Source organism: Teichococcus vastitatis (assembly GCF_003604215.1).
GTDB classification, from domain to species: Bacteria; Pseudomonadota; Alphaproteobacteria; order Acetobacterales; family Acetobacteraceae; genus Pseudoroseomonas; species Pseudoroseomonas vastitatis.
This window is the reverse complement of record NZ_QXGS01000004.1, coordinates 330,001-352,766: the sequence shown is the minus strand read 5'-3', so window position 1 is coordinate 352,766 and position 22,766 is coordinate 330,001. Positions and strand designations below refer to the sequence as shown.

Annotated in this window: 27 protein-coding genes; 11 read left to right on the top strand and 16 right to left on the bottom strand. The window is 69.5% G+C overall.

Annotated elements, in window-relative coordinates; genetic code table 11:
• Positions 1-240 precede the first annotated feature (240 nt).
• The 3 genes from D2K64_RS09560 (at position 241) to D2K64_RS09550 (ending at position 4,266) form a co-directional block, all read left to right on the top strand.
• Positions 241-1,818: an ABC transporter substrate-binding protein gene (locus D2K64_RS09560; protein ID WP_202910603.1), complete on the top strand. Its 1,578-nt coding sequence runs from the start codon at positions 241-243 to the stop codon at positions 1,816-1,818.
• Between the two features lie 63 nt (positions 1,819-1,881).
• Positions 1,882-3,687 (top strand): SLC13 family permease, encoded by a 1,806-nt coding sequence (locus tag D2K64_RS09555; RefSeq protein WP_120008102.1) that lies wholly within the window; start codon positions 1,882-1,884, stop codon positions 3,685-3,687.
• Positions 3,688-3,699: 12 nt separating this feature from the next.
• Entirely contained in the window at positions 3,700-4,266 is a 567-nt protein-coding gene (locus D2K64_RS09550; RefSeq protein ID WP_120008101.1) for a DinB family protein, read from the top strand.
• Between the two features lie 15 nt (positions 4,267-4,281).
• Here the strand turns inward: D2K64_RS09550 and D2K64_RS09545 are convergent, their stop codons facing one another.
• The 7 genes from D2K64_RS09545 to D2K64_RS09515 form a co-directional block, all read right to left on the bottom strand.
• A complete protein-coding gene (locus D2K64_RS09545) occupies positions 4,282-5,082 on the bottom strand; it encodes a hypothetical protein (RefSeq protein WP_120008100.1) in 801 nt (266 codons plus the stop codon).
• A gap of 121 nt (positions 5,083-5,203) precedes the next feature.
• Positions 5,204-5,545, bottom strand: a complete 342-nt coding sequence (gene grxD / locus D2K64_RS09540) for a Grx4 family monothiol glutaredoxin (RefSeq protein ID WP_120008099.1) — start codon at positions 5,543-5,545, stop codon at positions 5,204-5,206.
• The gene (locus tag D2K64_RS09535; protein ID WP_120008098.1) at positions 5,542-5,799 is read right to left on the bottom strand and encodes a BolA family protein; all 258 of its coding nucleotides are present in this window, start codon (positions 5,797-5,799) and stop codon (positions 5,542-5,544) included. Before D2K64_RS09535 ends, grxD begins: the two co-directional genes overlap by 4 nt.
• A gap of 27 nt (positions 5,800-5,826) precedes the next feature.
• The gene (gene purL / locus D2K64_RS09530) at positions 5,827-8,046 is read right to left on the bottom strand and encodes a phosphoribosylformylglycinamidine synthase subunit PurL (protein WP_120008136.1); all 2,220 of its coding nucleotides are present in this window, start codon (positions 8,044-8,046) and stop codon (positions 5,827-5,829) included.
• 93 nt (positions 8,047-8,139) lie between these two features.
• Positions 8,140-8,790: a transposase gene (locus tag D2K64_RS09525; protein ID WP_238384107.1), complete on the bottom strand. Its 651-nt coding sequence runs from the start codon at positions 8,788-8,790 to the stop codon at positions 8,140-8,142.
• 152 nt (positions 8,791-8,942) lie between these two features.
• Positions 8,943-9,500 (bottom strand): DEAD/DEAH box helicase family protein, encoded by a 558-nt coding sequence (locus D2K64_RS09520; RefSeq protein ID WP_120008096.1) that lies wholly within the window; start codon positions 9,498-9,500, stop codon positions 8,943-8,945.
• Between the two features lie 76 nt (positions 9,501-9,576).
• Entirely contained in the window at positions 9,577-10,137 is a 561-nt protein-coding gene (locus D2K64_RS09515) for a hypothetical protein (RefSeq protein WP_120008095.1), read from the bottom strand.
• Between the two features lie 158 nt (positions 10,138-10,295).
• Here D2K64_RS09515 and D2K64_RS09510 point away from each other — a divergent pair, with 158 nt between their 5' ends.
• Positions 10,296-10,547: a hypothetical protein gene (locus tag D2K64_RS09510; protein WP_238384106.1), complete on the top strand. Its 252-nt coding sequence runs from the start codon at positions 10,296-10,298 to the stop codon at positions 10,545-10,547.
• 42 nt (positions 10,548-10,589) lie between these two features.
• Here D2K64_RS09510 and D2K64_RS09505 read toward each other — a convergent pair whose 3' ends face one another.
• Complete coding sequence (locus tag D2K64_RS09505) at positions 10,590-10,949, bottom strand: hypothetical protein (RefSeq protein ID WP_120008094.1); 360 nt, start codon at positions 10,947-10,949, stop codon at positions 10,590-10,592.
• A 257-nt stretch (positions 10,950-11,206) separates the two neighbouring features.
• On the opposite strand from D2K64_RS09505, the gene D2K64_RS09500 reads away from it, so the two are divergent.
• Complete coding sequence (locus tag D2K64_RS09500; protein ID WP_162306170.1) at positions 11,207-11,635, top strand: response regulator; 429 nt, start codon at positions 11,207-11,209, stop codon at positions 11,633-11,635.
• Positions 11,636-11,726: 91 nt separating this feature from the next.
• On the top strand, positions 11,727-12,473 hold the full coding sequence (locus D2K64_RS09495; protein WP_120008092.1) for a Crp/Fnr family transcriptional regulator: 747 nt from the start codon (positions 11,727-11,729) through the stop codon (positions 12,471-12,473).
• A gap of 40 nt (positions 12,474-12,513) precedes the next feature.
• Here D2K64_RS09495 and D2K64_RS09490 read toward each other — a convergent pair whose 3' ends face one another.
• Together D2K64_RS09490 and D2K64_RS09485 are read right to left on the bottom strand one after the other, a co-directional pair.
• Complete coding sequence (locus tag D2K64_RS09490; RefSeq protein ID WP_120008091.1) at positions 12,514-13,539, bottom strand: SDR family oxidoreductase; 1,026 nt, start codon at positions 13,537-13,539, stop codon at positions 12,514-12,516.
• Positions 13,540-13,702: 163 nt separating this feature from the next.
• Entirely contained in the window at positions 13,703-14,119 is a 417-nt protein-coding gene (locus D2K64_RS09485) for a pyridoxamine 5'-phosphate oxidase family protein (protein WP_120008090.1), read from the bottom strand.
• A gap of 177 nt (positions 14,120-14,296) precedes the next feature.
• Between D2K64_RS09485 and D2K64_RS09480 the strand changes: the two genes are divergently transcribed.
• A complete protein-coding gene (locus tag D2K64_RS09480; protein ID WP_120008089.1) occupies positions 14,297-15,220 on the top strand; it encodes a manganese catalase family protein in 924 nt (307 codons plus the stop codon).
• A 225-nt stretch (positions 15,221-15,445) separates the two neighbouring features.
• Here the strand turns inward: D2K64_RS09480 and purQ are convergent, their stop codons facing one another.
• From purQ to D2K64_RS09455, 5 genes are all read right to left on the bottom strand, one after another.
• Entirely contained in the window at positions 15,446-16,144 is a 699-nt protein-coding gene (gene purQ, locus D2K64_RS09475) for a phosphoribosylformylglycinamidine synthase subunit PurQ (protein WP_120008088.1), read from the bottom strand.
• A gap of 36 nt (positions 16,145-16,180) precedes the next feature.
• Entirely contained in the window at positions 16,181-16,423 is a 243-nt protein-coding gene (locus tag D2K64_RS09470) for a hypothetical protein (protein ID WP_120008087.1), read from the bottom strand.
• A 45-nt stretch (positions 16,424-16,468) separates the two neighbouring features.
• On the bottom strand, positions 16,469-16,711 hold the full coding sequence (gene purS / locus D2K64_RS09465; RefSeq protein ID WP_120008086.1) for a phosphoribosylformylglycinamidine synthase subunit PurS: 243 nt from the start codon (positions 16,709-16,711) through the stop codon (positions 16,469-16,471).
• A gap of 14 nt (positions 16,712-16,725) precedes the next feature.
• Positions 16,726-17,490, bottom strand: coding sequence for a phosphoribosylaminoimidazolesuccinocarboxamide synthase (gene purC, locus D2K64_RS09460; RefSeq protein WP_120008085.1), 765 nt, complete (start codon positions 17,488-17,490; stop codon positions 16,726-16,728).
• A gap of 250 nt (positions 17,491-17,740) precedes the next feature.
• A complete protein-coding gene (locus D2K64_RS09455) occupies positions 17,741-18,490 on the bottom strand; it encodes a Crp/Fnr family transcriptional regulator (protein ID WP_120008084.1) in 750 nt (249 codons plus the stop codon).
• Positions 18,491-18,722: 232 nt separating this feature from the next.
• Here D2K64_RS09455 and D2K64_RS09450 point away from each other — a divergent pair, with 232 nt between their 5' ends.
• The 3 genes from D2K64_RS09450 to D2K64_RS09440 all read left to right on the top strand — a co-directional run bounded on the left by D2K64_RS09450 (position 18,723) and on the right by D2K64_RS09440 (position 20,496).
• Positions 18,723-19,325: a DUF938 domain-containing protein gene (locus D2K64_RS09450; RefSeq protein ID WP_120008134.1), complete on the top strand. Its 603-nt coding sequence runs from the start codon at positions 18,723-18,725 to the stop codon at positions 19,323-19,325.
• Between the two features lie 71 nt (positions 19,326-19,396).
• Positions 19,397-19,981: a chromate transporter gene (locus D2K64_RS09445; RefSeq protein ID WP_120008083.1), complete on the top strand. Its 585-nt coding sequence runs from the start codon at positions 19,397-19,399 to the stop codon at positions 19,979-19,981.
• Positions 19,978-20,496, top strand: a complete 519-nt coding sequence (locus D2K64_RS09440; RefSeq protein ID WP_120008133.1) for a chromate transporter — start codon at positions 19,978-19,980, stop codon at positions 20,494-20,496. The genes D2K64_RS09445 and D2K64_RS09440 overlap by 4 nt, the downstream gene beginning before the upstream one ends.
• A gap of 33 nt (positions 20,497-20,529) precedes the next feature.
• Here the strand turns inward: D2K64_RS09440 and D2K64_RS09435 are convergent, their stop codons facing one another.
• Complete coding sequence (locus tag D2K64_RS09435) at positions 20,530-21,789, bottom strand: multidrug effflux MFS transporter (RefSeq protein WP_238384105.1); 1,260 nt, start codon at positions 21,787-21,789, stop codon at positions 20,530-20,532.
• A gap of 196 nt (positions 21,790-21,985) precedes the next feature.
• On the opposite strand from D2K64_RS09435, the gene D2K64_RS09430 reads away from it, so the two are divergent.
• A complete protein-coding gene (locus D2K64_RS09430; protein WP_202910602.1) occupies positions 21,986-22,762 on the top strand; it encodes a ZIP family metal transporter in 777 nt (258 codons plus the stop codon).
• Positions 22,763-22,766 lie beyond the last annotated feature (4 nt).

The following is a 22,766-nucleotide window of genomic DNA, read 5'->3' as shown; positions in this document are numbered from 1 at the left end:
CTGAAGGTCACAGGTTCAAATCCTGTCCCCGCATCCAAGCAATGCCATCCTTTCAAACGCGCACTGTATGAAGAACCCGGCTGTCCGCCGGGTTTTTTTCGTAGGGTGCGCAGAAAATCACGGCACAACCCGCAGGACGTTGCTTTCAAGAGCGATCCCGTGCAGCAATCACGCCCAACGGCCGACCACAGGCCGCGCCTGGGAGCATAGCTGGCACTGTTCGAAGCTCGGAGACGCCCGATGACATTTTCCTATCGCACCGGCCTGCGATTTGCGCTGCCGGTCCTGGCCACATTGGCTTCCATGCCAGCCTGGGCCCAGAACCTCAGCCTCGCCGTGGCGGCGCCGCCGACGACGCTGGATCCGCACTATCATACGCTGTCGCCCAACAACATGGTGGCGGAGCACCTCTTCGATAAGCTGGTGGGCCGCAACGCCCAGGCGCAGCTGGAGCCCGGCCTCGCCGAATCCTGGAAGCTGGTCGATGACACCACCTGGGAATTCAAGCTCCGCCGCGGTGTGAAGTTCAGCGATGGCAGCGATTTCGACGCGCAGGATGTTCTATACACGCTGGAGCGCGTGCCCAACGTGCTCAACAGCCCGGGGTCCTTCTCCATCTACACCCGAGCGATCACCCGCTCCGAGGTGATCGATCCCTACACCATCCGCTTTCACACCGGCGACGTGTATCCGTTGCTGCCGCAGGATCTGAGCCAGATCTTCATCGTCTCCGACACGATCAAGAACAATGCCTCGACCGGAGATTTCAACAGCGGCAAGGCCACGGTGGGCACCGGTCCCTTCAAGCTGGTCTCCTTCACCCCCGATGACCGCATCGTGCTGGAGCGCAACGAGACCTACTGGGGCGAGAAGCCTGCCTGGAAGCAGGTGACCTACCGCTTCATCGCCAATGACGGCGTGCGCGTCGCCGCGTTGCTATCCGGCGACGTGCAGATGATCGATGTGGTGCCGCCGGCCGACATGCCACGGCTGCGAACCACCCCCGGGATCGGCTTCTCGGAGACGCCCAGCCTGCGCTCGATCTACCTGAAGCTCGACACGGCTCATGACAGCTCGCCCTACATCACCGACAACAATGGCCAGAAGCTGGACAAGAATCCGTTGCGGGACCTGCGGGTGCGCAAGGCCCTGTCCCTGGCGATCAACCGGCAGGGCATCGTGGATCGTGTGATGCAGGGCGCCGGCACCCCCTCTGGCCAGATGATGCCACCGGGCGCCAACGGCTTCATCGCCGATTATCCTGCCCCGCCCTACCAGCCCGATGAGGCGAAGAAGCTGCTGGCCGCGGCCGGCTATCCCAACGGCTTCAAGATCACCCTGATCGGCCCCAACAACCGCTACGTCAACGATGCCCAGATCATCCAGGCGATCGGGCAGATGTGGCAGCGCGTCGGCATCGCCACCACGGTGGATGCCATGCCCTTCTCGGTGCTGGCGCAGCGCCAGGCGCGCAACGACATGTCGGCGATGCTGATTGGCTGGGCCACCACCGGCGAGCCCTCGACCGCCCTGCGCGGCAATCTGACCACCCGCATTCCCGAGAAGGGCTTCGGCACGGTCAACTTCAGCGGCTACTCCAACAAGGAAGTGGATGCGCTGGTTGAGGAAGGTTTGCGCACCGCCGACGACGAGAAGCGCGAGCACATCTTCAAGCAGGCCATGCGGGTCGGCATGGACGATGTGGCGCTGATCACGCTGCACATGCAGAAGAACATCTGGGCCTTGCGCAGCGGCCTGACCTATGAGGCACGGGCGGACGAGTACACCGTCGCCATGGGCGTGAAGCCCGCGAAGTAAGATCCGCGCGCGCAACCCGGGCGGGTACCCACCCGTTCCGGCTTGCGCGTCCCGGATCTCTACATGACCTCTGACCAGATCATCGTCTCGCTTCTGACCCTGCTGTCCCTTGCCGGGTTCGTTCTGCAGCCGGTGCGCTACGATATCGTCGCCATGCTGCTGCTGCTGGCCCTGGTGCTCACCGGCCAAGTTTCCCCCGCTTCCGCCTTTCTGGGCTTCGCCGAGCCTGCAGTCACTACGGTGGCCGCCGTGCTGGCCATCAGCAAGGGGCTGCAGACCGCGGGCACGGTCGACCTGCTGCTGAGGCAGCTCGGCGGCATGCGCGGAAAGCCGAGGCTGCAGGTCGGCGTGCAGACCGGGCTGTGCGCCGGCTTCTCAGCCTTCATGAACAATGTCGGTGCGCTGGCGCTGTTCATGCCGGTGGCCCTACGCAATGCCTATCGCGACAAGTACTCGCCTGGGCGCGCCCTGATGCCGCTTGCCTTCGGCTCGGTGCTGGGCGGGCTGGTCACCCTGATCGGCACGCCGCCCAACCTGATCATCTCCGCGATCCGCCAGGAACGCACGGAGCTCGGCCCTTATGCCCTGTTCGACTTCGCCTGGGTGGGGCTGCCCATCGCGCTGGCCGGGCTGGCCTATCTGATGCTCGGCGAGCGGCTGCTGGGCGGGGCACGGAGCGGCAAGCCGGCCGTGCCGGGCCCCGACACCGGAGACTACGTGGCCGAGGCGCGGATCTGCGCCGGCAGCCGCGCCATCGGCGTGCCCATCCGTGTGCTGGAGGGCATGGCGGATGAGGATGTGACAGTGGTGGGCCTGTTCCGCGGGCCCAACCGGACCCTGGCGCCGCCGGGCGAGGCGCGCCTGCGCCAGGAAGACGTGCTGCTGCTGGAAGGCCCGCCGGACGCGCTGCACTCGCTCGTGGAGGCGGCAGGTCTCGCCCTGACCCACAAGGAAGGCGAGGAGGACACCGCGATCGAGGAAGCCGAGGCCACCGGCCTGCGCGCCCTGGTCGCCGCCGATGTGGACGCGGCCGAAGCCGTGCTGCGGCCCGGCTCGCCGCTGATCGGTCGCACCGTTGGCATGTTGCGACTGCGCAGCCAGTACCAGGTGAACCTGCTGGCGGTGTCCCGCCAGGGTCGCCGCGTGGCCGACCGTTTGGCCGACATCGTGCTGCGCAGCGGCGACGTGCTGCTGCTGCAGGGTGTTCCCGACAAGCGGGCCGAAGCGTTCCAGGCGCTGGCCCTGCTGCCGCTCGCCGGGCGCAGCCTGGCCCTCGGCCGGCCGCGCCATGCCTGGCTGGCGGGAGGGCTGTTCCTGCTCGGCATCCTGGCCGTGCTGTTCGAACTGGTGCCGGCGCACATCGCCTTTGCCGCCGTGCTGGTGGCGATGATCGTCACCCGCGTGCTGCGCCCCGACGAGGCTTATGCCGCCATCGACTGGCCAGTGATCGTGCTGCTCGGCGCGCTGTTTCCGCTGGGCGAGGCGATGGAGAAATCCGGCACCCTGGCGCTGCTGGTGGAAACCTTCTCGGGCCCGGCTGCGGCGCTGCCCGCCTGGGCGCTGATCGCCGCCATCATGGCCGCCTGCATGCTGCTGTCCGAGATCATGGCCAACAACGCCACCGTGCTGCTGATGGCGCCGATCGCGCTGGGTCTGGCGCAGGTGGCGGGGGTGTCGCCGGACGCCATGCTGATGACGGTGTGCATGGGAACCTCCTGCACCTTTCTCAGCCCGATCGGCCACCAGTCCAACACGCTGGTGATGGAGCCCGGCGGCTATCGCTTTGCCGATTACGCGCGCCTGGGCGCTCCGCTCGCCCTGTTGTGCCTGCTGATCGGCACGCCCATGATCCTGCTGATCTGGGGCTGAGGAGATGAGACTATGCCGGCTTCGCTGCGGCTCGCCCTGCGGGCCATGGCCCACAACAATGGCTGGGCCAATCACCGCCTGCTGACCGCCTGCGCGGCCCTGACGCCGGATGAATTTGCCGCGCCGCGCACCGGCTTCTTCCCCTCCCTCAGGGCGACGCTGAACCACATCCTGGTGATCGACCGCTTCTACATCGACGCGCTGGAGGGCGGCACCCTGGGACCGCGGGCCTGGGCGGATCCCGAGCCCTGCGGCACCGTGGCGGCGCTGCATGCTGCCCAATCGGATTGCGACCGCCGGCTGATCGCCTGGTGCGCTGCCATGGAGGACGGGGATGCCGACCGCATCATCCGCGTCCACCGCGGCCATCAGGTGCAGGATGAACGGGCCGACCGCCTATTGCTGCACCTGTTCCAGCACCAGATCCATCATCGCGGCCAGGCGCACGCCATGCTGAGCGGAACCGGGATCAAGCCGCCGCAGCTGGACGAGTTCTTTGCCGAAGGCGAGGCGCCGCTGCGGGCAGGGGAGTTCCGTGCCCTCGGCTGGACCGAGGACACCGTCTGGGCGGTCGGCTGAGCCGGCCCCGCCGCGTCATCGCGCCGCGGACAGCGGCGGCGCCGCGACCCGCGCCCGCTGCCAGGCCATCGCCACCACCACCACCGTCAGCGCGACCGAGGCCACCGCCATAGCGGCGTTGAAGTCGCGCTCCACCGTGTTGCCGTAGAAGATGGCGATCAGCGCCCAGGCCACGGCGCCTGCATACCAGGGCGAGCCGCCGGAGAACCACAGCACGCCCAGCGTGAAGCCGCCGGCCGCCAGCAGGATCAGCACCGCGGCCACGGTGCCGGCCACGCCATCGGCCTGGATGGCGCCCGAGACCAGCGCGGCGCCTGCAATATTGGCGAAGGCCGCCACCGACACCCAGCCCGCCAGCATCCCCACCAGCGGCCGAATGATCCAGCGCTCCGGCCAGCCATGTGCCTGACCGGCATGAACGATCTGCCGGTTGGCGAAGAAGGCGGTCAGCGCGCCGCCCAGCACCACCAGGATCACCAGCACCAGGTGCCAGCCATTCTCCGTGGTCTGTGCCAGCAGCATCCACAGGATGGAGGCGCCGAAGGTCACCGCCAGCGGCCAGCCCAGGCGCTTTGCCACGGGGCTGTCCTTGCCGCCATCCGGCAGCACCTGCCAGATGCCCCAGGCGATGGAGAGGGCGAACAACAGGCCCCAGATGGAGAAGGCGTAGCCTGCCGGCACCACGTCGGTCTGGCTGCGGGCCGACATCTCGGCCTGGGTGTGGCCGATGCCGAAGACGGGGGCCATCATGCCCACCAGGGGCTGTGCCAGGGGCAGGATCAGGTTTAGCAGGGTGCGGGCATTATTGCGGGTCATGCGTGGCCTCCATGCCGGCGCAACGCCCGCCGCGGGCCGCGGTTGAGGCGGCATCCGGACGGCACCAATGAAAAGGGCCCCTTTCGGGGCCCTCGGTCGTTCTCGTGTGCCGGCCGGCGGCTCACTCGGCCGCGGCCTGGTGCGGCACGCCCTTCTCGTCGAGCAGGGCGGTCAGCTCGCCGTTCTGGAACATCTCCATGATGATGTCACAGCCGCCGACGAACTCGCCCTTCACGTAGAGCTGCGGGATGGTCGGCCAGTTGGTGAAGGACTTGATGCCGTCCCGGATCTCTGGGTCCTCCAGCACGTTGACGCCCTTGAAGGGCACGCCGACGTGCGACAGGATCTGCACCACGCGGGCCGAGAAGCCGCATTGCGGGAACACCGGGGTGCCCTTCATGTACAGCACCACCGGATTCTCGGTGATTTCGGCCTGGATGCGGTCAAAGGTCGGATTGCTCATGCGGAAGCTCCCTGAACAGGGGTTGGGGGCGCGGAGGTCTGCAGGGCGAGGGCGTGCAGCGCGCCGCCCATGCGGCCCTGGAGCGCCGCATAGACCAGCTGGTGCTGCTGCACCCGGGAGCGGCCGCGGAAGGCTTCCGAAACCACCTTCGCGGCGTAGTGGTCGCCATCCCCGGCCAGGTCCTCGATGGTGACCTGGGCATCGGGAAAGGCCGCCTTGATCAGGGCCTCGATCTCTGCGGCGGGCATCGCCATGCGGGGTCTCCTTCTCTGGGGCCGAGCTTAGCGGGCCATCAGCGCCGGCAGGAAGCGCTCATGCGCGTCCCGCAGATCGGCGATGGATATGGTTTCGCCGCCCGGCAGAACCAAGCCCTGGCCACCGGAACGGCCGATCGGGCGGGCGGGAACGCCGGCCGCCTCGGCGGCGCGCAGCAGGGCGCGGCCGTCGGCCACGGCCAGCACGTAGCGGCCCTGGTCCTCGCCGAAGAAGAAGGCGTGGGCGGCGGGGATCGGCGATGCGGCCAGGGTGGCGCCGGCGCTACCCTCCATGGCCATCTCGGCCACCGCCACCAGCAGCCCGCCATCGGCGCAGTCGTGGCAGGCGGCGACGCGGCCGGCCAGGATCTGTTCGCGCACGAAATCGCCGTTGCGGCGCTCGGCGGCGAGGTCCACCGACGGCGGCGCGCCTTCTTCCCGCCCGGCGATCTCGCGCAGCCACAGCGACTGGCCGAGATGGCCCACCGTGTCGCCCACCAGGATCAGGTCGAGGTCGGGGCCGAGGCCGTAGCCGACGGCCCGGGCCGCATCCTCCAGCACGCCGACGCCGCCGATGGCGGGGGTGGGGAGGATGCCGCGGCCCTCGGTCTCGTTGTAGAGGGAGACGTTGCCGGAGACGACGGGGAAGTCCAGCGCGCGGCAGGCGCTCGCCATGCCGCGCACGGCGGCGGCGAACTGGCCCATGATCTCGGGCTTCTCGGGGTTGCCGAAATTCATGTTGTCGGTGATGGCGAGCGGCAGGGCGCCGGTGGCCGACAGGTTGCGCCAGGCCTCGGCCACGGCCTGCCGGCCGCCTTCCTCCGGATCGGCCGCGCAATAGCGGGGCGTCACGTCGGTGGTCATGGCGAGGGCGCGGGACAGGCCTTCCAGCTTGACGATGGCGGCGTCCGCCGCGCCGGGACGCTTCACCGTCTGGCCGCCCACGGTGCTGTCATACTGGTCCCAGATCCAGCGGCGGGAGCAGAGGTCGGGCGAGGCCACCAGCGCCAGCAGCGCGCCGCCGAGGCCCGCCGTGTCGGGGATGGAGGCGGCGTCCAGCAGGGGCTGCTTCGGCGTCTCGGCCGTCGGGCGGTGGTAGAGCGGCGCCTCGGATTCCAGCGGCGCGAGCGGGATGTCGGCTTCCAGCTGGCCCTTGTGGCGGATCACGATGTTGCCGGTGTCGGTGAGGTGGCCGATCACCGCGAAATCCAGCTCCCACTTGCGGAAGATCGCCTCGGCGACCGGCTCCTGGCCGGGCTTGAGCACCATCAGCATGCGCTCCTGGGATTCGGAGAGCATCATCTCGTAGGCGGTCATGCCGTCCTCGCGCTGCGGAACGGTGTCCAGCTCCAGCTCGATGCCGACGCCGCCCTTGCCGGCCATTTCCACGGAGGAGGAGGTCAGGCCGGCGGCGCCCATGTCCTGGATGGCGACGATCACGTCGGTGGCCATCAGCTCCAGGCAGGCCTCGATCAGCAGCTTCTCGGCATAGGGGTCGCCGACCTGGACGGTGGGGCGCTTCTCCTCGCTGTCGGCGCTGAACTCGGCGGAGGACATGGTGGCGCCGTGGATGCCGTCCCGCCCGGTCTTGGAGCCGACATACACCACCGGGTTGCCGATGCCCGCCGCCGCCGAGAGGAAGATGCGGTCCCGAGGGGCGATGCCCACGGTCATGGCGTTGACCAGCGGGTTGCCGTTGTAGGCGGGGTGGAAATTGACCTCGCCGCCCACGGTGGGCACGCCGACGCAATTGCCGTAGCCGCCGATGCCGCGCACCACGCCGTCCAGCACGTGGCGGGTCTTCGGGTGGTCGGGGGCGCCGAAGCGCAGCGCGTTCAGGTTGGCGATCGGGCGGGCGCCCATGGTGAACACGTCGCGCAGGATGCCGCCCACGCCGGTGGCCGCGCCCTGGTAGGGCTCGATGAAGGAGGGATGGTTGTGGCTTTCCATCTTGAAGATGGCGGCCAGGCCGTCCCCGATGTCGATCACGCCGGCATTCTCGCCCGGGCCGTGGATCACCCAGGGCGCCTTGGTGGGCAATTGCCGCAGCCAAACGCGGCTGGATTTGTAGGAGCAGTGCTCCGACCACATCACCGAGAAGATGCCGAGCTCGGTGAGGGAGGGGGTGCGGCCGAGAATGGCCAGCACCCGCTCATACTCATCCGGCTTCAGGCCGAATTCGGCGGCGAGTTGCGTGGCGCGTTCGGCGTCAAGCTGGGCGGGGGCGAGGCGGACGGGCGTCGACATGGGAGCCTTGTCGGCAGCCGCGCGGCGCTTGTCCAGGGGTTGTTCGCGGGGTGGCACCCGTGGCGCTTGCATGGCGGCGTTCCCCACGGCGCGTCAGGGCCAGCCAAGGCGGACGGAGCGGGGGATGCGGGCGCGGCCGCCGGCATCGCGCAGCAGCCGCTTCATGCTGCCAAGCAGGGCGCGGTGCCAGGCCTTGCCGCCCCGGCCCCGCGGCGGCGCGGCCGGAACCGGCAGGGCGGCGAGGGTTTCGGACAAAAGCGGATCGGGCAGCAGCCAGGGCGGCGCCGGCAGGGCCGAGCGCAGGCCGATGCGACGCACCAGCAGGATCAGCGGCAGGCCGAGGATGCGGTGGGCGCGGCGGGCGGCGCGGCAGATCCAGTGCTCGATGGCGCGCAGCGGGTGGGCCGGCGCGGCCTCGGCCAGGGCGAGCAGCAGGCGTTGCCACAGCCCGGCATGGGTGAGGCGGCGGAAATAGCGCGACACGGTGTCCGGCTTGCCGAAGCGGTCCGGCAGATCGGCCCAGGGGGCTTGGGAGCAGGCGGTATGGAAGATGGCATCCATCCGGGCGCGCAATTCGCGGATGGGCCGGCCCTGCGGCGAGCGGGGCAGGAGGTAGGGAAGGAGGGCGTGCCATTCCGCATCGCTCAGCGGGGCCCAGGGGCGCGGCGGGCTCAGGCGGGCGGCGTGGGGGAGGGGTGGGGCGCGCATGGGGAGGAGTGTAGCGCGCCGGGAGACGATAGGCAAGTATTCCTATATCCTGCCCTGACCTCGTGGCCGATGGGGCGGCGGATGCATGGATGAAGACCGGGACGGGTGGAATGAGATCGGGCCGCTTGTCAGCCGACTGGCCGGAAACAGGCCCCCGGAAAGGTGCGTCGAGGCCTTTGACGCCCTGATCAGCGTTGCGCAGGCCTGGAGGATCGTTGGTCGACCTTGCAGCATTCCCTGAGGATGTGATCGACGACGCTGAGGAGAGGAGCGTTCGCGTCGATCCTCAGCCCTTGCTCTGGAACGTCGCCCTGTGATGCGTGACGTCTTGCGATGAGCTCCTGCTCGGATGGGTTTCCACCAAACTCGTCTTCCGGCCTGCTGGAGAGCCGGAGGTTCAGCGTGGCTGAGTCCACGGTGAGAACAAAGACCTGATCAAACAGAGCAATAAACTGATCGAAATTCCTCGATCCACCACAGAAGAACGAGATCGGGTGGCTTCGATCCGCGATGAGGTCTGCGACTGTCCGCGTGTTCCAGATGTGGTGTTCATGCCCGAACGCGGCATCTGAACCCGCCTGCTTCAAGGCAGTCTCATCCAGCGGTTCGCCTGTCCGGGGATCGCCCTTGTAGGCCAGTTCGCGATCGCCATGAATGACGTGATAGCCCCCCCGCTCGAGCTCGGTCGCGACGGAGGTCTTGCCAGTCCCCGACACGCCTTCGATCAGGTAGTTTCTGATGCCCATCTTCGACCCGGCCTGGGCATCCCGTTGGTGTTGTTGATCGTCATGCCGCTCCGCGTTCGCGCCTTTCCAACAGGCTTCAGAAGATCAACCTCCCCGGCCTCCAACTCAGCCTGCTGCTTTTCCGACAGGCTGGGGATGGGCGGCCCATGTCTGCACATTCCAAGGCGTCCAGGAGGCGAGACAGGTGACGCCAGGACGCGGCATGGCGGCGCCGTTGCATGGCTGCAGCTCGCCTGCTCCGTTCAGTTTCGTGTTTATCCTGTGGCCGCCGGCGAGAGGCGCACCAGGCCAGATAGAAGCCGGGCAGCGCGAAGGCGAGCAGGAGCAGCAGGAGCGCCACCATCGCCTCGAACGTCGTGACGTAGAATTTCAACGCCGACCGTCCGATCATGCTCAGGGCTTCCGTGTGGGCGCTCGCCGCGTCGGGAACAAGCGGCGAATGGAAGCTCAGGGTGAACCACCACCCGACGTAGAGCGCGACGCCCAGCAGGAAGAGCAGCAAGGCCATGGCCGCCTGATCACGCCGCCCCTGTGGCTGCGGAAGCGGGTGCGGGCCGCCGAAGGGGCTGGAGACTTCTTCCGGAAGCCCGGTCCAGGACGACGAAGCCAGCGGCCGCTCAGGGGGATCGTGCTTCATGCCGGAAACCTAGCTGGCCCATCCTGCGCGGCAAACAGTCAAGTTGCTGTCGGCCAAAGCCATCTTGCCGCCGGTGAGGCATGACGACCGCCGCCCTTGCCGCAACCGCCCCCGCCCTTTCCTGGTTTCCTTTCTGCCCCCAGCAGAGGAGGAGCAGAATGACCAGCTCGAAGCATGCGAAAGGCGGAATGGGCAGCGAGGAGCGGGAGGAGGGGCTGATGCAGGACACGCCCCGGCCGCCCGACGACCTGGAGCGCAATCCCGGCATCGGCTCGTCCAAGGGCGTGTTCGGGCGCGGCACCGATCCGGAGGTGCTGCAGGGCGAGAACACGGATGAGGGCGACACGATGAACGACACCACCGCCCAGGGCGGGGTGAATCCGGACCAGACCGGGCGCACCAATTCCTGAGAAGGGGCGGGCGGCGGCCGGCCGCCGCCCGCCCCGCGCGGCTCAGGTCCCATCGAGGATGCGGCCCTGGGCCAGGGCGGCGATGCCGGGCGGCGGAACCGCGACGGCGTCGCGGACGATGTCGGAGTTGAGCCGCAGGCTGGCGTGACGGTCTCGACCCCAGGGCCAGCCGCCATCCGCCAAGATGATGTTGGGCGGGGCTTCCTCGGTGGGGGATGCGCCGCAGTTGGCATAGCCGGACTGGCTGCCGAACCCCGTTTCACCGGGATCGCCGTGGGCGAGGATCAGGGCGATCGAGCCGATGCGGTCCGTGTAACGGGCAGGGCGGAAGCTGTCCTGGCCGCTGATCCGGCCTGTTGCGATGGCCAGCCGGTTCTGGCGTGAGCGGTGGCAGGGTTCCACAGGATTCGCCGCGGCGTCCGGCGGGTTTGCGGGGGCGGGTCCATGTTGCCGTGAAGCCTGCGCCGCGGCACTCAGGCACACGGCAAAGCATCCTCCGGTAGATATGGCTTTTCGATCTTGCACCGTGGCGGGAAGCGTCGCGTGAAAAGCAAACATTCCCCAAAAGGCGTACGAAAGCGGACTGCATCGTCGCCGTAAGGCGCCTAGCGCTGGGGGGTCCTGACCATCGGGCAACTCCTGTTATGCGGAGGGCGCAGATGCTGAATGGGAAACGGATCCTCGTTGTGGAGGATGAGTTCGTGGTCAGCATGATGTTGGAAGATGTGCTGACCGATGCGGGTGCCATGGTGCTGGGACCGGCGGTCTCGGTGCGGGATGCGCTGGGGCTGCTGGATGTCGCAATGCTGGATGGCGGCGTGAGCGCGGCGGTGCTGGACCTCCGGCTGGGGCGCGAAAACGGGATCGTGGTGGCTGACGCGCTGCGGAAATGCGGCGTGCCTTACGTGTTCACCACCGGGCTCGGCGAGTTTGCGGAGTTGGAGCAGCATGAAGACGCGCCGGTGCTGGCGAAGCCGTATTCGCTGCGGGGCCTGATGCAGACGCTGGAAAAACTGTTACTCGACGGAAATCGATTTGTGATGTCGCCCGATGATGCGCGGCAGACAAAGGTGCCTGAGACGCACTAGGCTGGTCTGTATTATTCGTCAGGCTCCCGGCACGGGTGACTGAGGGAAGGTTTTCGCCCTCGCCACCCGTTTGCACGCCCCGGAGGCCGCCATGGCGCCGATCGATGCTTCTCATCCCCCCGCAAACCGGCTGCTGCCGGCGTTGCCGCCCCGCAGCCTGGAGCGGTTGGTGCCGGCGCCGCGGCCGGTCGCATTGCTGATGCGGCGAAGCCTGCACCAGTCCGACGTCCCGGTCGACACAGTGTATTTTCCGGAATGCGGCTGGGTCTCGATGCTGGCAGTGCTGGAGGATGGCAACGCGGCGGAGGTGGGGCTGATCGGCTCCGAGGGGCTGGTCGGGCTGCCTGTGGCGCTGGGTGCCGACCGCGACGATCTGGAGGCAATGGTGCAGAGCCCGGGCACCGCCTACAGCCTGCCATCCGAGGTGTTGCGGCCCGCCATCGAGGAAGATCCGCCACTGCGCCAGGTGCTGATGCGCTACGTTTTGGCCCTGCACGCGCAGGTGGCGCGGACCGGCGCCTGCAACGGGCGCCACCACACCGATCAGCGCCTGGCACGCTGGCTGCTGATGGCGCATGACCGCGCCCATGGCGACGAGTTCGCCATGACGCATGAGTTCATGGCGCTGATGCTGGGCGCGCGCCGCGCCGGCGTCACGGTGGCGGCGGGCACGCTGCAACGGGCGGGGCTGATCCGCTACGAGCGCGGCCGCATCGTCATCACCGACCGGCCCGGATTGGAGGGCGCCGCCTGCGAATGCTACGGCATCAGCCGCCGCGCCGCTCAGCGGCTGTTCGCCGATGATGGCGGGCGGGGAGAACCGCCTCGGCGCTGCTAGGCGGCCGGGCGGCCGCGCCCTGGGGTAGCGAGCCGCCGCCTCACGGCCAGCCGACGCCGCCGGTCTGGCCGTAGATCTGGCCGGTGGTGTAGGAGGAGGAGGCCGCCGCCAGCTCCACATAGACCGAGGCCAGCTCCACCGGCTGGCCGGGGCGCCCCATCGGCGTGGTGGAGCCGAATTGCTTCAGCCCCTGCTCGGTCTGGCCGCCGGCGACCTGCAGCGGGGTCCAGAACGGGCCAGGGGCGACGCCGTTCACGCGGATGCCCTTCTCCACCACCTGCTTGGCCAGGCCGCGCACGAAAGCCTCGTTGGCCGCCTTGGTGCAGGCGTAGTCCAGGATGTATTGCGACGGCCGGTCAGCATTGATCGAGGAGGTGACGATGATCGCGCTGCCCTCGGGCAGGTGCGGCAGCGCCGCCTTGGTGATCCAGAACATGGCGTAGACATTGGTTTTCAGGGTCTGGTCGAGTTGCTCGGTGGAGATGTCGGCCAGGTTCTGCTGCGCGTGCTGGTAGGCGGCGTTGCTGACCAGGATGTCGAGGCCGCCGAGCTGCTGCCGCGCTTCCTCCACCAGGCGGGCGCAGAAGGCCTCCTCGCGCAGGTCGCCGGGGATCAGCACCGCCTTGCGGCCGGCCTCGCGGATCAGCTTCGCCACGTCCTCGGCGTCGGGCTGCTCGGCGGGGAGGTAGTTGATGGCGACGTCCGCACCCTCGCGCGCATAGGCGATGGCGGCGGCGCGGCCGATGCCGGAATCGCCGCCGGTGATCAGGGCGCGGCGGCCGGCCAGGCGGCCCGAGCCCTTGTAGGAGGTTTCGCCGCAATCCGGCACGGGCGTCATGCGCGATTGGAGGGCGGGCCAGGGCTGGCTCTGGTTGGGGAAGGGCGGCTTGGGGAAGCGGTCGCGCGGATTGCTCAGGGCGGGCGCCGCGCCGGCATCCGGGGCGGGCTGCTGCGGGGCCTGCTGCGCAGCGGCGGGGGCCGCGGCGGTGGCCAGGGTGCCGGCGGCGAGGCTTCCGGCGGCCAGTCCGCGCACCAGGTCGCGGCGGGACGGAACATCTTGGGTCATGGGGGGGGAGGCTCCGGGGGAAGGCGGAATGGGGCGTGCCCGGCCCGGGGTGGAGCCGGCGGGACGCTCAGCGAAGCCGCGGGCTGTTCAGCGCCGCGGCGCCGGCCGCGCGGGCCGGCGGGCGGGGGTCCGGCGCGCCCGGGGGGGGGCGCCGGGTCGTGGCTCAGGGGGTCAGCTCGCCCTGCTCGGTGCCGTCCCAGTAGTGGATGCGCTCGGCCTCGACGCGGATCAGCACGATGCCGGGGGTGTCGATGCCCTGGTCGAACCACTTGTCCAGCTCGGGGGTCCAGTGCTCGCGGAATGCGGCCTTGTCGCGGATCAGCTCGGCGCGGCCCTCGATCGCGATGGCGAAGCGCTTCGGCCCCTGGAAGGACAGCGTGACCTGGGGGTTGCTTTCCAGGTCCGAGATGGTCCGGGCATCGCCGTAGGAGAAGTAGAAGGACTGGCCGTTGTAGTCGACGTCCTTGTTGTTGCTCATCGGGCGGGAGGCGATGGCGCCGCCCTCGGTGTGGGTGTTGAGCATGCAGACATCGATCTCGCGCATGCGCTGGGACAGGTCGGACACGGTCTTCTGCGGCATCGGGCAAGGCTCCCTGGGTGATGCCGGAGCAACGCGGGAAGCGGCGGAAGGTTCAGCGGTGCAAGCGCTGGCTCGGCCATATGCTTGATTGCAAATCTTTTTCACCCGCAACCCGGCTGCTCGCGGCACCGTTCACGCTTCGCCACCCCCCACAATACATCCCACGGAGACCCGACCATGTTCATGCGGATCGACAAGCTGCAGGCTGAGCTGCCGGCACCCAAGCGGCCGGACCCCAACGCCGCGGCGGCCCTGCAGGAGCTGCTCGGCGGCAAGTATGGCGAGATGTCGACCCTCGGGAACTACATGTTCCAGAGCTTCAACTTCCGTTCCAAGGACAAGCTGCGCCCGTTCTACAGCCTGGTCGCCTCGATCACCGCCGAGGAGCTGGGCCATGTCGAGCTGGTCAGCAACGGCGTCTCCATGCTGGCGAACGGGCCGGACCACGATGCCGATGTTGGCCCGGGCGGCGACATCTCCGGCGCGCCGTTCGAGGCGATGAAGGACATCCGCTCCTTTGCCTCCTTCGCCTCGGCCGGCGGCGGCGCCCTGCCGGTGAACAGCAATTCCATGTCGTGGAACGCCGACATGGTGACCACCACGGGCAATGTGATCGTCGACCTGCTGCACAATTTCCACCTGGAATGCGGCGCGCGGCTGCACAAGCTGCGGGTGTACGAGACGCTGACCGACCCGACCGGGCGCGAGGTGTGCGGCTACCTGCTGGTGCGCGGCTCGGTGCACGCGCATGCCTATGCGCTGGCGCTGAAGCAGATCACCGGGGTGGAGCTGGAGAAGTTCCTGCCGACGCCGAACATCCCGCTCGGCAACATTCCGGAATGCCAGAAGTACCTGCAGGAAGGCTCGCACCGCCGGCTCTATACCTGGAGCCCGAACGACTACAAGGAGATCGCCGGGATCTGGGGCCATGGCGAGCAGGCCCTGCCGGGCGATCCGCCGGGCGAGCTGACGGTGGTGGACGGCATGCCGGAAGGCGGCAAGATTCACCAGCTCAGCGGCATTCCTTCCGCCTTCACCCCGGATTACGCGCCGGAGGAGATGATGGAGATCGCCCAGAAGCTGTACCGGGCGTCACGCTGACCGAAGCGCTCACGAAAAAGCGAAGTGCGGGCGGTAGGTGACGGATTGTTTCCGACCCGCCCGGAGCCTTATGGTTGTGTTGTCCCCGATGGCACAACCATCGCGGGATACCCTCCCGGCTTCTGCTCTCCCCCGAGAGCGGGGCCGGGTGCGGGCCGCGTCGATGAAGAACGCGGTGCCCCAAAACGGGGGCGCGGTACCGCTTTTGGGGTGCGGTGCGCCGCCTCAGGCCGTGGCGAGGCTGGCCGCGATGCTTTCGAACAGCGGCAGGCCGTCGGTTCCGCCCATCAGCGAATCCACCAGATCTTCCGGATGCGGCATCATGCCGAGGATGCGCCGGTTCTCCGACAGGATGCCGGCGATGTTGCGGCAGGCCCCGTTGCGGTTGGCCGCGCCGGTCGGCTCGCCCGCCGGCGTGACGTAGCGGAAGGCGACGCGGTCCTCCGCTTCCAGCCGGTCCAGCGTGTTGTCGTCGGCGAAGTAGTTGCCATCGCCATGCGCCATGGGCGCGCGGAAGATGGCGTGCTTCTGCCAGTGGCTGGTGAAGGGGGAGGAGGCCGTCTCCACCCGCAGGTGGCAATCCATTGACAGGAAGCGCAGCGAGGCGTTGCGCAGCAGAGCGCCCGGCAGCAGCCCGGCCTCGGTCAGGATCTGGAAGCCGTTGCAGACGCCGAGGATGTGCCCGCCCTTGGCCGCGAATTCCGCCACCGCCGGCATGATCGGCGAGCGCGCCGCCATGGCGCCGCAGCGCAGGTAATCGCCATGGCTGAAGCCGCCCGGCAGCACCACCAGGTCGGTGCCGGCGGGCAGGCCGGTTTCGGCATGGAACAGGATGGTGGGCCTGCGGCCGGTCGCCTTCTCCAGCGCGATGGCCATGTCGCGCTCGCGGTTGGTGCCGGGAAAGAGCAGGATAACGGCGTTCATGGCGGGGCGGGTCCTCAGCGCGGCGGGAAAAGCGGCTCAGCCATGGCCGAGCCAGACGCGGATCCAGTGCAGCCCGCCCATCATCAGCAGCGAGATGAGCGAGGCGATGGCGGCGGCGGTGATCCACAGGTCGATGCGCGCCTTGCCGCGCGCCATCAGCCCCGGGCGCGGCCCGCGCCGCGCGGCCGTCACCTGCGGCAGCCGGTCCTGCCGCCAGCGCAGCCCCATGCCGATCAGCACGGTCAGCAGCACCATCAGCAGCAGGGAAGCCTTGATCATGGCAGGGGGATCATGGCGCGGGGGACCAGCGGCCGGGCGCCCGGCTCAGGCCAGCTCGACCCGGAAGCTCTCGATCACCGTGTTGGCCAGCAGGCGGCGGGCCATCTCCTCGGCCTGGGCCTTGGCCGCGGCGGGATCGGTTTCGGTCAGCTCCAGCTCGATGATCTTGCCGGTGCGCACCTCGCCCACGCCGGCGAAGCCCAGCGTGCCGAGGGCGTGGCCGATGGCCTTGCCCTGCGGGTCCAGCACGCCCGCCTTGGGCATCACGGTCACGATCGCTTTGCGCATCACTGCATGGCCTTTCACTGCATGGCCTCCGGGCCCTTCATGTCGCGCGCGCCGGCCTCCGGCAGGATGCCCAGGCGCCGCGCCACTTCCTGGTAGCCTTCCTCGACCTTGCCGAGGTCGCGGCGGAAGCGGTCCTTGTCCATCTTCTCGCCGGTGTTGACGTCCCACAGACGGCAATTGTCGGGGCTGATCTCGTCGGCCAGCACGATGCGCATCTCGTCATTCTCGTACAGCCGGCCGAACTCGATCTTGAAGTCCACCAGCACGATGCCGACGCCGAGGAACAGGCCGCTCAGGAAGTCGTTGATGCGCAGGGCGAGGGCCACCATGTCGTCCAGGTCCTGGGTGGAGGCCCAGCCGAAGCAGGTGATGTGCTCCTCCGACACCATCGGGTCCTGGAGCTGGTCGTTCTTGTAGTAATACTCGATGATTGAGCGGGGCAGGCGGGTGCCTTCCTTGAGCCCGAGCCGGGTGGAGAGCGAGCCGGCGGCGACGTTGCGCACCACCAGCTCCAGCGGAATGATCTCCACCTCGCGGATCAGCTGCTCGCGCATGTTGAGGCGGCGGATGAAGTGGGTGGGCACGCCCATCTCGGTCAGCCGCGTCATCAGGTATTCGCTGATGCGGTTGTTCAGCACGCCCTTGCCGGTGATCACACCCTTCTTGGTGCCGTTGCCGGAGGTCGCGTCGTCCTTGAAGTATTGAACCAGCGTGCCGGGCTCCGGTCCCTCGAACAGAACCTTGGCCTTGCCTTCATAGAGCTGCCGGCGACGCGCCATCTGCACAGAATCCCTCTCGCCGCCGAAGCGTGGGCCGGCGGATGCAGGGGGCGTATAGCAAAGGGGGAGCGGGATCGCCACCGCCCCCCGCCGCATGGGCCGCATGCGTCCCCCCGGTGCTCCCGCTGGGTAGTCCGCCCGGGTGTTCCCCTGGGTGCTCCCGCCGGGTGCTTCCACCGGCCGCTGTTTCTCGGGCGAAAGCCCGATCGGCGCTGGAACAGGCGGGAAGCGCCTGTTCGACGCCGCGGCTTCAGTGCCGGTAGGTATCCCGCCATCCCGACGGCTTGCCGAGCAGCCGGTCCCGGTCGCGCCGGACGATGCCGTAGCACTCGCAGGCCACACTCTCGAGACCCGGCCGGTCCGTGACCTCGATGCGGCCCCGCTCGTAGCGGATGAAGCCCGCCTTCTGCAGCAGACCCGCTGCTACCGTGACCCCGGCCCGACGCAACCCGAGCATCATGGACAGGAACTCGTGGGTCATCGGGAACTCGTCGCCCTCGGCCCGGTCATGCGCCATCAGCAGCCAGCGGGCCAAGCGCTGATCGGTCTGGTGGCGCCCATTGCAGGCCGCCGTGCGGGCCACCTGCCCGTGATGCACCAGCGCATGGCGGAGCAGCAGCGTGCGGAAGGCGGGCAGGCGCTCCAGCGCGTCGCGGAACGCCGCCGTTTCCATTCGCAGGGCGGTGCCGGGCGCCTGCACCATGGCTTCCAGATCGTCGTTGTCGCCGCCGAGCAGCACGGGAAGTCCGGCCATGCCCTCCTTGCCGATCAGCCCGACCTCGGCGGCGTCGCCATCCTCCAAGTAGGCCAGCATGGACAGCCAGCCTCTCTCCGGGAAGTAGACATAGTCGATCGGCTTGTTCGGCTCATGCACGATCTGGCGGAGCGAAAGCTCCACGTTGTGCAGCCGGGGGCGCAGCACCGCGAAATCCTCCGGCGGCAGAAGCGCGAGGAGGCGGTTGCGCGGTGGGGTGGAGGTGGTTTCGGCGGAGAAGGCCATCGAGGCTCCTGCGACAAAGGTGTCGGCGGGAGCACGAGCTACTCTCAGTCACCCGCGCCGAACGGTCGCAGTGGGCAATGATGCATCTGTGGAGGATGGATCGTGGTTTGTCGGTACGGGACCGCGCACCCGCCACCGGAACGGCCGTTCCGACCGGGTTTTCTTTTCCGGCGCCTGCTCCCGGCGCCTGCTTCCGGTGGCCTCCGGGCGTGGCGCGTGCGATGAAGCCGGCATGCCCGACGATCCGCGCCGCTCCGCCCCCTCCGCGCTGCGCAACCGCGAGCCGATCCTGCGGGCGCTCCGGCCGCATCTGCCGGCCGGGGGGCTGGTGCTGGAAGTGGCCAGTGGCACGGGGGAGCATGTGGCGCATCTCGCCGCCGCGCTGCCCGGACTGCGCTGGCAGCCGACGGAACGGGACGACGCGAACCGCGCCAGCATCGATGCCTGGTGTGCCGGGCTGCCGAACGTGCTGCCCGCCCTGCCGCTCGATGCCGCCGCCGCCGGATGGCCGGTGGCCCGGGCCGATGCGGTGCTGTGCATCAACATGATCCACATCGCCCCCTGGGCCGCGGCCCAGGGCCTGGTGGCCGGGGCGGCGCGGGTGCTGCCGGCCGGCGGGCTGCTGGCGCTGTACGGGCCGTATCGCCGGCGCGGCCGGCCGATGGAGCCGGGCAACGCCGCCTTTGACGCCGATCTGCGCCGGCGCGATCCCGCCTGGGGGCTGCGGGAGGTGGAGGCGGTGGCGGAGCTGGCCGCCGCCACCGGCTTCGGCCCGCCGGAGGCGGTGGCGATGCCGGCCGACAATTTGACGCTGCTGTTCCGCCGCGCCGGCTGAGCCCGCCGCCCTTGGCTTCGGGGCCGGCCCGGCGCATCCCTGCCGCAGTGCCACCGGAGGAACCTTTCCGCATGACAGCTCCCGCTTCCGCCGATGCCGGCCCGCCGCCCGCGGCCCCCCGCGCCGCGCCGCCGGGCTGCGGCGCGCTGTTCGCCGGCTTCCTGGGGTTGGGGCTGACCGGCTTCGGCGGCGTGCTGCCCCTGGCGCGGCACATGATCGTGGAGCGGCGGCGCTGGCTGAGCCCGGCCGAGTTCACCGACCTGCTGGGGCTGTGCCAGTTCCTGCCCGGCGGCAACATCATCAACCTGTCGGTGGCGGTGGGGCTGGAGTTCCGCGGCGCCGCCGGCGCGGTGTCGGCGCTGCTGGGGCTGATCCTGGGGCCGACCGCGGCGGTGGTGGCGCTGGGCGTGGTGTATGATCAGTTCCGCGACGACCCGCGGGTGCAGGGATTGTTCGCCGGGCTGGCCGCCGCCGCCGCCGGGCTGCTGGTGGCCATGGCGCTGAAGATGCTGGCGCCGCTGCGCCGCCAGCCGGTGGCGCTCGGCATTGTTGGGCTGTGCGTGCTGGCCATCGCGCTGCTGCGGCTGCCGCTGCTGCCCTGCATGGCCGTGCTGGCGCCGCTCAGCGTGCTGGCGGTGGGGTGGCGCGGCCGATGAACACGCTGGTGGCGCTGGCGCTGATCTTCACCCAATTGTCGCTGCTGGCCTTTGGCGGCGGCAACACCATCCTGCCGGAGATGCAGCGCCAGGTGGTGCAGGTGCATGGCTGGATGAGCGCGCAGGATTTCGCCGCGCTGTTCGCCCTGGCGCAGGCGGCGCCGGGGCCGAACATGATGGTGGTGCCGCTGGTTGGCTGGCATGTGGCGGGATGGAGCGGGCTGCTGGTGGCCTCGGCCGCCAAGTTCGGCCCGTCCTCGCTGCTGACCGCCGCCGTGCTGGGGCTGTGGAAGCGGTTCCGCGACCGGCCGTGGCGGCGGGTGGTGCAGGCCGGGCTGGTGCCGATGACGGTGGGGCTGGTGGCGGCCAGCGCCGTGCTGATCACCGAGGCCACGGCGACGCGCCCGGCCTTGGCCGGGATCGCCGCCGCCGCGGCCCTGCTGATGCTGCTGCTGAAGCCGCATCCGCTGTGGCTGCTGGGCGGCGGCGCCCTGGCCGGGCTGCTGCTGGCCTAAGCCGCGCGCGGCGCGCCCTGCGGCGCTGTCCGATCAGCCGGCCTGGCGCGGGCGGAACAGCTGGCCGCGCTCGGCGAACAGCACCATGCCCAGCGCCAGCAGGCCGCAGGCGGCGAAGCCCAGCATCAGCGGCGCGGTGGTGCCGTCGAATTGCTGGCCGATGAAGAAGCCGATCAGCGCGCCGCCGAAGGTGGTGACGAAGCCCTGCACGGCGGAGGCGGTGCCGGCGATGTGGCCCAGCGGCTCCATCGCCATGGCGCCGAAATTGGGGCCGGTCAGGCCGAAGCAGAACATCATCGCTGCCTGCAGCAGGGCGAAGCTCCAGAGCTCCTCATGGCCGGACAGGGCCAGGGCGGCATGCAGCACGGCGAAGCCGATATAGCCGAGCAGCGCGCCATGCGAGATGCGGCGGCTGCCGAAGCGGCCGACCAGACGGGCATTCAGCATGGAGGCCGCCGCCATGGCGACGGCGATGCCGGCGAACACCGTGGTGAACAGGTGCGGCGCCCGGAAGGTGTCGGCGAAGACCTGCTGCGCCGAGTTGATGAAGCCGAACAGGCTGCCCATCATCAGCGCCATGGCCAGCATGTAGCCCACCGCCAAGCGGTTGCTCAGCGCGAAGCGGAAGGCGGCGGCGACCCGGCCGGGCGCGATCGGCATGCGGTCGGCGGGGTGCAGGGTTTCCGGCAGGCGCAGCAGCACCCACAGGGCGGCGGCGGCGCCGAACAGCGCCAGAAACAGGAAGATGAAGCGCCACGGCGCCACCAGCATGATCAGTTGCCCCAGCGTCGGCGCCACCACCGGAACCGCCAGGAACACGATAAAGGCCAGCGACATCACCTGCGCCATCTTCCGCCCCGAATAACAATCCCGGACGATCGACACCGCCAGCACGCGGGTGGCGGCGGCGCCGACGCCCTGCACCGCGCGGGCCGCCAGCATGATGCCGAAGGCGCCGCTCGCCATCGCCACCAGGCTGGCCAGGGCATAGATGCCGAGGCCGGCCAGCAGCACCGGCTTGCGGCCGAACCGGTCCGCCAGGGGGCCGTAGAGGATCTGCGCCCCGCCGAAGCCCAGCAGGTAGGCGGTGATGATCCATTGCCGCTGGTTGTCGGTGGTGGTGCCGAGGGCGTGGCCGATCTCCGGCAGCGCCGGCAGCATGGAATCGATCGCCAGCGCGTTGGCCATCATCATGGCGGCGATGATCGCCACGAATTCGCGGAACCCCATGCCGGGATGCGGCGCCCCCGTGCGGAGCCCGGGCGCCGTTGTGACCCCATCCATCGCTGCCATGATGCTGATCCCATCCTGTTCCGGCCGTTCCTAGCCTGAGCGGCACGGTCCGGTAAGCGACCGGAATTCGGGTCTGCCCTGCGGCCGGGGCGGCAGCGGCGGCCGGATGCCGCGGTGGCGCTGGAACCCTGCCGCGGCGCAGGACGTTGCGGCGGGACGACGCAGGGTCGCGGATGTCGGGAACAGGAACGGTTGCATGCTGCAAAGCCTGCCGGTGGCGCTTCAGGCGGGGATCTGGGGGCTGCTCGGCGCGTCCTCGCTGGTGCTGGGCGCGGCGCTGGCCTTTCTGGTGCGGCTGCCGCGGCGTGTCACCGCCGGCATCATGGCCTTCGGCTGCGGCGTGCTGATCTCGGCCGTGGCGTATAACCTGATCGAGGACGGGTTCGAGCAGGGCGGGCTGTGGCCGGTGGCCGGCGGCGCCCTGGCGGGCTCCGTGGCCTACACGGTGGCGAACATCCTGGTGGCGCGGAGCGGCGGGCGCCACCGCAAGCGCTCGGACCGGCAGCCGGCGGGTGGAGCGAAGGAGGGGCAGGAGGGCAGCGGCGGCATGGCCATTGTGGTCGGCTCGCTGCTGGACGGGATTCCAGAATCGGTGGTGCTGGGGGTCGGGCTGCTGAGCGGCGGCCAAGTCAGCCTGCCGATGCTGGCCGCGATCTTCCTGTCGAACTTTCCGGAAGGGCTGTCCAGCGCGGTGGGAATGCGCCGGGCCGGGCGCGGCCGGGGCTATGTGCTGGGGTTGTGGGCCGGGATCGCCGCGCTGTCCGCGCTGGCGGCGCTGGCGGGCGCGGCGCTGCTGGGCGACGCGCCGCCGGCCCTGCTGGCCTCCGTCAACGCAGTGGCGGCGGGCGCCCTGCTGACCATGATCGCCGACACCATGATCCCCGAGGCGGTGGCGGACGAGCACAATGGCACCGGCCTGCTGGTGGTGCTGGGGCTGCTCGTCGCCTTCGCCCTGTCGCAGCTGGGCGGCTGAGCCG